Raw genomic sequence first — 7,217 nt, 5'->3', positions numbered from 1 at the left:
TTCTTCTGGTACCCACTCTTTTCTGATGTTTTCATATACACCCGGTTTTTGTGTATCGCTATTTTAGGACGGGACATTTTTAAAAATAAAAAAACCCTGTAAAGAATTACCTTACAGGGTTTAGTTTTTTAGAGTATTTCTTCCCCGTTTTTATCGTGAAAGTGATATTCTAGATACGTGTAAGCATCTCTTGGTAATATTTTTACCCAGCGTTTATGGTCTATAAACCATTTACTCCTAGGCGATGGAATGCCTCTCGTTAAAAAGGCGGCCACAAATGGATGAGCGGTAAGACTCACGTTTTTATGTCCTTTTTTAATAATTTTTTGTAAGTCGGCATTGATTTTATTAATCACAACAATTGGAGCTTCAATTTCCCCGCCATTTCCGTTGGGGTTTTCTTCTCTTGTTTTGATATTCATTTCCGGTCTTACGCGTTGTCTTGTAATTTGTATCAGTCCAAACTTGGTAGGGGGTAAGATTTTATGTTTGGCGCGATCATCGCTCATTTCATCTCGTAAATGATTGAAAAGGGCTTTTCGGTTATCGGCTTTATTCATGTCGATAAAATCGACTACAATAATTCCTCCCATATCCCTTAATCGCAACTGTCTTGCCACTTCAGAAGCACTTATGAGGTTAACTTCTAGAGCAGTTTCTTCTTGAGTTTTGGCTTTACTGCTTCGGTTACCACTATTGACGTCTATAACGTGCATAGCTTCTGTATGTTCAATAACCAAATAAGCACCTTTGCTCATAGAAACGGTTTTACCAAAGGCAGTTTTGATTTGCCTTTCGATTCCATTCTTTTCAAAAATGGGGACGTTAGATTGATATAATTTCACAATTGACTCTTTTGCAGGAGAGAATTCTCCTACATAATCTTTAATCTGTGTATAAAGTGCTTCATCATCTGTACAGATAGAAGTGAAAGAGTCATTAAAGATATCTCTTAAGATAGAGGATGCTCTATTTAACTCTCCCAATACTTTTGTAGGATGGTGAGCTTTATACAATTTTTTGCACATGGCTGTCCAGCGACCCATCAAGTTTTGAAGGTCCTTGTCTAGTTCTGCTACTTTTTTGCCTTCTGCTACAGTTCGTACAATCACACCAAAGCCCTTGGGCTTAATGCTTTTCACCAATCTCTTAAGGCGCTCTTTTTCATCTTTGCTTTCAATTTTTTGAGAAATTGAAATGCGGTTAGAAAAAGGAACAAGAACGATATACCTTCCTGCAAAGGAAAGTTCGCTGCTTATCCTAGGTCCTTTCGTAGAAATAGGTTCTTTTACGACTTGTACCAGTAAAGACTGATTTGATTTGATGACGTCAACAATGCTTCCGTCTTTATCAATATCTTGCTCTAAAGGAAAGTCCTTTAAAGAAAAGTCTTTCAATTTACCTGTGCTTACACGTTTTACGAATTTTAATAAAGTAGAGACTTGTGGGCCTAAGTCGTGATAGTGTAAAAAACCATCTTTTTCATAACCTACATTTACAAATGCAGCGTTAAGGCCAGGTATTGCTTTTCTGACTTTGGCGATAAAAATATCTCCAACAGCAAAATTGCTATCGTCTTTTTCTTTATGTAATTCTACTAGTTTTCCATCTTTTAATAAGGCAAAATCAACAGCAGAGGAATTTGATCTAATAATTAATTCTTTATCCATTATTCCTAGCTAATTAGATTTTTATCCATACATGAAAGTCACGTATAGATGGATTAAACAAAATTTTGTCACAGGGTTTTGTAAAAAATCCTGATGAAGCTTTTTGAAAGCTTCGATTTCAATGAACGGTTTTTAATAAAAAAAAGTAGTTTGAAAACTACTTTTTCTTGTGTCGGTTAGCTCTTCTTCTTTTCTTACGCTTGTGCGTCGCTACCTTATGTCTTTTTCTTTTTTTACCACTTGGCATAAAAATATGTATTTAAATTAATAATTCGTTTTATTTTACTTCTACGTTGGTCTTTACACCTTCTACAAACACTTTTGCTGGTTTAAATGCAGGGATGTTGTGTGCAGGAATTTTAATCGTTGTGTTTTTAGATATGTTTCTTCCTGTTTTTTCTGCCCGGGTTTTAATTATAAAACTCCCAAAACCTCTTAAATAAACGTTGTCACCGCCTTCTAAAGAGTTTTTCACTTCTTCCATAAAGGTTTCAATAGTAGCTTGTACGTCACCTTTTTCCATTCCTAACTTATCCGAAATGTTTGCTACAATATCTGCTTTCGTCATCTTACAATTATTTTATTATTATATATGGGTTATCATTTTAAGAGGGTGCAAATATACTAATTTAATTATCAATAAATCAAACCTAAATGTTTAAATAGTAACACAATAAACTTTTACTTTCGCTTTTTAATAAAAACAAGTATGAAATTCCATAATAAACTGACCGATTGGTATTTAGTAAATGCGAGGGATTTGCCTTGGCGTGAAACTCAGGATCCTTACCCCATTTGGCTGAGTGAAATTATGCTTCAGCAAACGAGAATAAATCAAGGTTTGCCGTATTTTTTTAAATTTATGGAGGCTTTTCCTACGGTTTTTGACCTAGCAGGAGCCAGTGAAGATAAAGTTCTTAAACTATGGCAAGGCTTAGGTTATTACTCTCGCGCTAGAAACCTTCATTTTACCGCAAAATATGTGGCCCATGAACTTAACGGAGTTTTCCCAACAACCTATAAGGAGTTAAAACAACTTAAAGGAGTGGGCGATTATACCGCCAGCGCCATTGCTTCTTTTTGTTATCAAGAACCCGTGGCAGTGGTAGACGGGAACGTTTATCGCGTACTAAGTAGATATTTTGGAATAGATACTCCTATTAATTCTACGGAAGGAATTAAAGAGTTTAAATCTTTGGCAGAAAAATTACTAGATAAGAAACAACCCCACATCTACAATCAAGCAATTATGGAGTTTGGTGCTTTACAATGTTCGCCAAAATCTCCAGATTGTGACATTTGTCCGTTGCAAGTAGATTGTGTAGCATTTCAGCAAAATAGCATTACAGCGCTTCCGCGGAAGCTAAAGAAAACCAAAGTACAAGAACGCAATTATAATTATATTGTGGTCGTAGATAAGGAAGGTCAAGTACTCTTGGAGAAAAGAACCGGAAAAGGAATTTGGAAAAATTTATATCAGTTTCCTTTGATAGAATCTACCAAGACATGTGAAACTTTGGAAGACCTGATCTCTTTTAATGACGAGAGTCTTCCGCAGCATATCTTGGAAGAAGCTTCACTTTATAATGAGAAGCCTATAAAACACGTGCTTTCCCATCGTAAATTATGGGTTAGTTTTTGGATTGTGGAGGTAGAAAAATTAAAATTAGTAGAAAATCTGTCAAAGTCACTTCTTATGACTAATCAAATAGATACTTTTGCAGTTCCGGTAGTGATTGAAAAATTTATTGACGCTTACGGTTTTAGCGAATAATTATTTTTGCTTACATTTACTATAAAAACAGAATATTATGGCAGGGACATTAAATAAGATAATGCTGATAGGACACACAGGAGATGATGTAAAAATGCACCATTTTGAAGGCGGAGGATGTATTGGGAGGTTCCCATTGGCAACCAATGAAGACTATGTAAATAAAACTTCTGGAGAGCGCGTAAGCAATACCGAATGGCATAATATTGTAGTAAGAAATAAGGCTGCCGAAATTTGCGAAAAGTACCTTAAAAAAGGAGATAAAGTATATATTGAGGGAAGAATAAAAACGAGAAAATGGACCGATGATAAAGGTATGGATCGTTATTCTACCGAGGTTCAATGTACCGAGTTTACCTTCTTGACCCCTAAAGATCAAGCTGGAGCACCAGGAAATAATCAACAAGCATCATCTCCATCTTCATCTGCTCCGCAGCAAAGGCAGTCTCAACCTGATGCACAGCCGCAAGAACAAGAAGAGGACGATTTACCATTTTAATTAAAATCTACGACATTTGGACCCTGACCCTTCCAGTTTGATTACACTTTTATCACTAGGATCTTATGATGTGCTTAGTGTCTTACTTTTATTTGTATTATTGGGATGTTCTGCTTTAGTTTCTGGTTCAGAAGTGGCTCTATTCTCCTTAATCCCATCGGATTTTGATGTGGATGACGGTAAAGTTTCGGCCAAGCAACAAATTCTAATTCGTCTTTTAGACCGACCTAAAAAATTATTAGCTACCATTCTTGTGGCTAATAATTTTGTAAATATTGCAATTGTACTTCTTTTTGACTCTTTGGCAAGCAGTCTTTTTGATGGTGTTAATACCGTGTATTATGGTGTTAACGTGCGCTTTGTACTAGAGGTGATTATTGTGACTTTTCTTATTTTGCTCTTTGGAGAGATCTTACCTAAAATATATGCGAATAGAAATAAGGTAAAGTTCTCTCACTTTATGGCATATCCATTGGGGGTGTTAGACAAGCTATTTAGTGTTTTTAGTCTGCCTATGCGCTATGTGACGGTGTTAATTCACAAAAAATTAGGGAAACAGAAATCTAACTTAAGTGTAGATCAACTATCTCAAGCTTTAGAGCTTACCAGCGAAGAAGACACCACCAAAGAGGAGCAGAAGATTTTACAGGGAATTGTTTCGTTTGGAAACACCGTGACCAAACAGGTGATGAAAAACCGTATGGATGTGTTTGCTTTAAGTAAGGAGCAGCCTTATTCAGAAATCATTGAAGAAATTGTAGAGCAGAGTTATTCTAGAATTCCAGTTTATGAGGATAGTATCGATAATATTTTGGGAATTCTTTACATTAAAGATCTCTTGCCTCATTTAGATAAAACAGAGTTTAAATGGCAAGACTTGCTTAGAGAACCGTATTTTGTGCCAGAAAACAAGAAGCTAGATGATTTGCTGAACGACTTTAAGGAAAAGAAAAATCACTTGGCTATTGTGGTAGATGAGTATGGGGGAACAAGCGGAATCATTTCTTTAGAAGATATTATTGAAGAGATTGTAGGTGATATTAGCGACGAGTTTGATGATGAAGATTTGGTATTTTCTAAACTCGATGATTATAACTATGTGTTTGAAGGAAAGACTCCTTTAAAAGATTTCTATCGGGTGATTAAACTCGAAGAAAACGATTTTATTGAAGAAAAAAGAGGAGAGGCCGAAACCTTAGCAGGCTTTTTGTTAGAGATCTCTGGAGAGTTTCCTAAAAAGGATCAAGAACTTAAAGTAGAACACTTTACATTTACGGTAGAAGCGATTGATAATAAACGTATAAAACAAGTAAAATTAAATATAGCTCATGAAGTATAGCCTTATTTTAATTGCGATAGCGTGTATGTTTGTGGGTTGTGGTGACGATGCTGTCCAGCCTAAACCTAAAGCTTTTTTAGCGTTGGAATATCCAGATCCCGTTTATAAAAAAATAGACTTTCCTTGTTCCTATTCTTTTGAAATTAATGATATCGCCATTTTAAAAGACGGAAAAGTAAAGCAACCTTGTTGGGTAAATATAGAATACCCTCTTCTTGACGGAACTATTTTTATTACCTACCAACCGGTTCACGATAACCTGAAAGAGTTGTTGATGGACGCCCAAAAACTTCCCTTAGAGCACACTGTTAAAGCCGACGAGATTGAAGGCGATACTTATATTAACAAAAAGAAGAGGGCTTATGGGACTTTTTATGAAGTAAGTGGGAATGCAGCTTCACAAGCACAATTTTATGTTACCGACAGTGTGAATCATTTTATTACTGGTTCTATTTACTTTAGAAGTAAACCCAATTACGATTCTATTGTTCCTGCGGCCAATTACCTTAAAAACGACATTAAACATCTTATGGAAAGCCTTACATGGAAAGAGGACTCACTCTCATCGCAGCTCAAAGAAGGTATTTTGAAGTAATTGGTGATTAGAGAAACTCAATAAATTTTAACGAAAGTTATAATTTAAAAGAGCAATATTTTTAAAAGAAGTACTGGTTTTGGTTTTATCCAATTACGACAAGATATTATTGTTTATAACAATTAAAAATATTCCTTCCTTTTTTTAAGGAAGTGCCTTTACTAAGCGTTAGTCGAAGTATGGCATTGCTTAGCAATGATGGAAGAGTTTTTTACACAACCTCTCCTCTCTCTTTTATTCTTGCAACATCCTCCATTTCTCACAAACCCGCATCCACCAAATAATCCTTCTTAAAAAGTTAGTGCAATTCATAATTAAATGAGATTTTTGCAGCTTCTTAAAAAGAAACAATGCAGCAATCACATTACAAATGGCTTTATTTGATTCTACTTTCCTTGGTTTGGGGAAGTTCTTTTATTCTTATCAAAAAAGGATTGGTAGGTTTAACTGCGCTTCAATTGGGGGCTTTAAGAACGACTTTGGCCGCTATTTTTTTGATGATTATTGGCTTAAGAAGTATTAAAAAAATCAAGAAGCACCAATGGAAATGGATTTTAGTATCTGGACTTTTAGGTTCTTTTTTTCCTGCTTTTCTTTTCGCTTTCGCGGAATTGGAAATCGATAGTGCTATTGTGTCTATCTTAAACTCTACCGTTCCCATCTTATCTATTATTATCGGGTTTTTAATTTTTTCGGTGCGGTCTACGAAGAATCAGGTGATAGGTGTTTTTGTAGGTTTATTGGGTTCTGTTTTTCTTATTGGAAGCGGAGCCACGGTTAATACACATCAAAATTATTGGTATGCGCTTTTGCCTTTAATAGCGACTAGTATGTATGCGTTTAATGTGCATATTATTAAAAAATATTTACAAGAAATACCAGCCTTAAGTATTACAGCAGGTTGCTTTATTATTTTACTGTTTCCGTCTTTGGGCGTGTTGTATTACTCAGGCTTCTTTCAATCGGAATTACTACAGCAGCCAGAAGTGCAGGTTTCTATAGGCTATATTGCGATTCTTTCTGTTGTGGGAACAGGAATTGCCAAAATTCTTTTCAATAGATTGGTGCAGCTTTCTAACCCAGTGTTTACCACTTCTGTCACCTATTTAATTCCTGTAGTGGCCTTGACTTGGGGGATTTTAGACGGAGAAATTTTTAGCTTTTGGCAAGCTGTCTCTGGAGTCGTAATTTTAATAGGCGTTTATTTTGCGAATAAAAAACGCAAGGTAAAGTCCTAAAAATTATTTTCAGGATTTAATAAGACTTGAATTCAACTCATAAACGCAACTTTTAGCGAATGATGATATAGTTATTTTTCAGAAGAAAGAAGGGAATGTTTC

General features: G+C 35.4%; 7 protein-coding genes. 5 read left to right on the top strand and 2 right to left on the bottom strand.

From position 1 onward, the window contains the following. Positions 1-128: 128 nt before the first annotated feature. Positions 129-1,670: an Rne/Rng family ribonuclease gene (locus RBU60_RS13810; protein WP_308865652.1), complete on the bottom strand. Its 1,542-nt coding sequence runs from the start codon at positions 1,668-1,670 to the stop codon at positions 129-131. Between the two features lie 277 nt (positions 1,671-1,947). Continuing rightward, the gene (locus RBU60_RS13805) at positions 1,948-2,238 is read right to left on the bottom strand and encodes an HU family DNA-binding protein (RefSeq protein ID WP_308865651.1); all 291 of its coding nucleotides are present in this window, start codon (positions 2,236-2,238) and stop codon (positions 1,948-1,950) included. Positions 2,239-2,379: 141 nt separating this feature from the next. On the opposite strand from RBU60_RS13805, the gene mutY reads away from it, so the two are divergent. The 5 genes from mutY to RBU60_RS13780 all read left to right on the top strand — a co-directional run bounded on the left by mutY (position 2,380) and on the right by RBU60_RS13780 (position 7,115). Further along, positions 2,380-3,444, top strand: a complete 1,065-nt coding sequence (gene mutY, locus RBU60_RS13800; RefSeq protein ID WP_308865650.1) for an A/G-specific adenine glycosylase — start codon at positions 2,380-2,382, stop codon at positions 3,442-3,444. 37 nt (positions 3,445-3,481) lie between these two features. Beyond that, entirely contained in the window at positions 3,482-3,943 is a 462-nt protein-coding gene (locus RBU60_RS13795) for a single-stranded DNA-binding protein (protein ID WP_308865649.1), read from the top strand. A 16-nt stretch (positions 3,944-3,959) separates the two neighbouring features. Then, positions 3,960-5,282, top strand: coding sequence for a gliding motility-associated protein GldE (locus RBU60_RS13790; protein WP_308865648.1), 1,323 nt, complete (start codon positions 3,960-3,962; stop codon positions 5,280-5,282). Then, positions 5,272-5,877, top strand: a complete 606-nt coding sequence (gldD, locus tag RBU60_RS13785; protein WP_308865647.1) for a gliding motility lipoprotein GldD — start codon at positions 5,272-5,274, stop codon at positions 5,875-5,877. The genes RBU60_RS13790 and gldD overlap by 11 nt, the downstream gene beginning before the upstream one ends. Positions 5,878-6,227: 350 nt before the next feature. After that, positions 6,228-7,115: a DMT family transporter gene (locus RBU60_RS13780; protein WP_308865646.1), complete on the top strand. Its 888-nt coding sequence runs from the start codon at positions 6,228-6,230 to the stop codon at positions 7,113-7,115. The last annotated feature ends 102 nt before the right edge of the window (positions 7,116-7,217 follow it).

It is taken from the genome of Mesonia profundi, assembly GCF_031085155.1.
Classification (GTDB): Bacteria; Bacteroidota; Bacteroidia; order Flavobacteriales; family Flavobacteriaceae; genus Mesonia; species Mesonia profundi.
Note: the sequence above shows the minus strand (reverse complement) of the source record. Positions and strands in the feature narration are given on the sequence as shown.